Source organism: Herbidospora sp. RD11066 (genome assembly GCF_054661255.1).
Genome location: NZ_BAAGDO010000122.1, coordinates 1 through 278 on the forward strand (window position 1 = coordinate 1; position 278 = coordinate 278).

A 278-nucleotide genomic window follows, 5' to 3' on the forward strand; every position below is an offset into this window, starting at 1 on the left:
GTCTATCTTGTTTTTGTATGGATTTCCCTATCGAAAATCAGTAAAAATGTGATATAATGAAGTGTTAGAAAAACAGGTTTCATTTGCCTGGAAAGGAAAAATTATGTCTGAAAAGAATTTTTATATTACAACACCGATTTACTATCCATCTGGTAAACTTCATATCGGTTCTGCCTACACAACCATCGCTTGTGATGTCCTAGCACGTTACAAACGCCTGATGGGCTACGATGTCTTTTATCTGACAGGTCTTGATGAGCATGGTCAGAAAATCCAGC

General features: G+C 37.1%; 1 protein-coding gene. It reads left to right on the plus strand.

What is annotated here, in order from left to right; translation table 11 throughout:
• Positions 1-61: 61 nt before the first annotated feature.
• Positions 62-278: class I tRNA ligase family protein (locus ACYQ78_RS39525; RefSeq protein ID WP_459806128.1), on the plus strand; the 217-nt coding region annotated here is incomplete at its 3' end.